Raw genomic sequence first — 1,718 nt, forward strand, 5'->3', positions numbered from 1 at the left:
CTATAGGCCTTATCATCATAATAACAAACTCGTTGCTGTGAACCACTCTGAGTGACGACGACTGCAGCCTTAGCGGGCGTTGATATTATTTTATTAGCATTCGCTGATACTGAACAAAATACAGAAGTTACAATCACAAAGCCTTTTAGAATTTGACGCTTTATTTCAATCACAGATTCGCCTTTCATTGTGTTCTATTCTTTTTTACCGACCAACAAATGAGTAAAACACTATGCGAGAATAATTTTTTCATTATAGTGTTAACGTCTATCGTAATAAGAAGCTTGTTATGCTCCGAATAATTGTACTTATTATTGGTTCTTTAACCATAACAAATGTGACTGCAGAACCACTCGATCAGTATCAAATATTGAACCATCTGGATAATTACGGAAACTTATATTTACGAAATAAGCCCTATACATCGCTACCGACAGGATTGGTCGTCGATGGCAATTTAAATATAGAAAACACCGCAATCACTCGCCTTCCGAAAGGGTTAGAAGTTAACGGAAGCCTTAAAGGCGGTAACAGCCTACTAGCCAGAGTTCCATCGGGCGTAAAAATAAAAGGCTACGCCGACTTGATAGGAAGTAAGATTACCCGTTGGCCAAAAGGTGTGAGAGTGGGTGGATTCATCAACCTCACAGATACCCCCCTAATACGGCTTCCCAACGGCTTTAGAGTGAAAGGAGACCTAAGCGTGATCCGTACTCCTTTAACCGAGCTGCCAAACGGGATAGTGGTTGATGGCGATTTATATATTGGCGGATCTGCAATTACTGCATTCCCCGATACCATGACGGTCAAAGGCAATATCTATCTAGGTGGTAACACGATTACCACGTGGCCAACCAATTTAGATCTTGGTGGCGCGGTTGCTCGCTAATCTTCATTTCGATTAATTGATTATTTGGTTGATTGTTTTTTTAGCTTTGGCTTTGGCTTTGGCTTTTAGAGAAAAACACAGGCACGCCGATACAAAAAAGGAGCCTAAGGCTCCTTTTTCAATTCAATCAACGAACTTGTTTGCTAACGCTCGTTAACCAATATTCTTCACTGGGTTCGCATAGCTATCGATCAAGTACTGGCGAGCACCTTGTGGCAAACTCGATAGTTTATCTTCAAACTCTTGCTTCACCGCAGCGGTAATCGACTCGTCTTCTTTTTCTGCAGCCAATAAGTTCACAGGAAATAGTTTGTAGTTGTCGTGGATCTGGCGGTCAATCTCTTGAGCAAGTGCTTCAGGTGTATCGAAATCTTGGTCAATAACCTGACCAAAACCAACATGAACACGCCCTTTATTACCGATGATGCCTTGAATGATACTTTCGATATCTTCAAACTCACCCTTTTCGTAACTGCCGTTTACGTCTTTTTCAAAAAGCTCTATTGCTTTCGCTGTGTCACATGGATCGTTTTCGTATGAAATAGCCACAGGAACGATCTTCAATGATTTCACGTACTCAGGAAATACGATTTTTTGCTTACGCCCTTCAACATGGAACATCTTCAGAATTGCTGGCTCTGTGAAGTCATTGCCGTCTTTTGCACGACCTTCTTTCTGAGCGATCCAAATAGAGTTACCTGTTTCTAGAGAGTGCTTAATATACGAAGACAATTGTCCAAGCGCTTTCATCATTTCACGTGGCCCTTTTAGAGAACGCTTTACGATGAAGCTTTTGTTCAGACGCATCAATTCAGTCGCACATGGCTTC

The 1,718-nt window shown here is 41.5% G+C and carries 1 protein-coding gene and 2 pseudogenes; 1 reads left to right on the top strand and 2 read right to left on the bottom strand.

Translation table 11 applies throughout. The features are described from left to right. Nucleotides 1-188, bottom strand: a pseudogene (locus AB4496_RS24025) (DUF1496 domain-containing protein); the annotation flags it as partial. Between the two features lie 101 nt (nucleotides 189-289). Between AB4496_RS24025 and AB4496_RS24030 the strand changes: the two are divergent. Beyond that, nucleotides 290-889, top strand: a complete 600-nt coding sequence (locus AB4496_RS24030) for a hypothetical protein (protein ID WP_009845741.1) — start codon at nucleotides 290-292, stop codon at nucleotides 887-889. A gap of 153 nt (nucleotides 890-1,042) precedes the next feature. Here the strand turns inward: AB4496_RS24030 and AB4496_RS24035 are convergent. Further along, nucleotides 1,043-1,718: pseudogene (locus AB4496_RS24035) on the bottom strand (1-acyl-sn-glycerol-3-phosphate acyltransferase); the annotation flags it as partial.

Origin of the sequence: Vibrio sp. 10N.222.46.A1 (genome assembly GCF_041473595.1) — a bacterium.
Classification (GTDB): domain Bacteria; phylum Pseudomonadota; class Gammaproteobacteria; order Enterobacterales; family Vibrionaceae; genus Vibrio; species Vibrio tasmaniensis_A.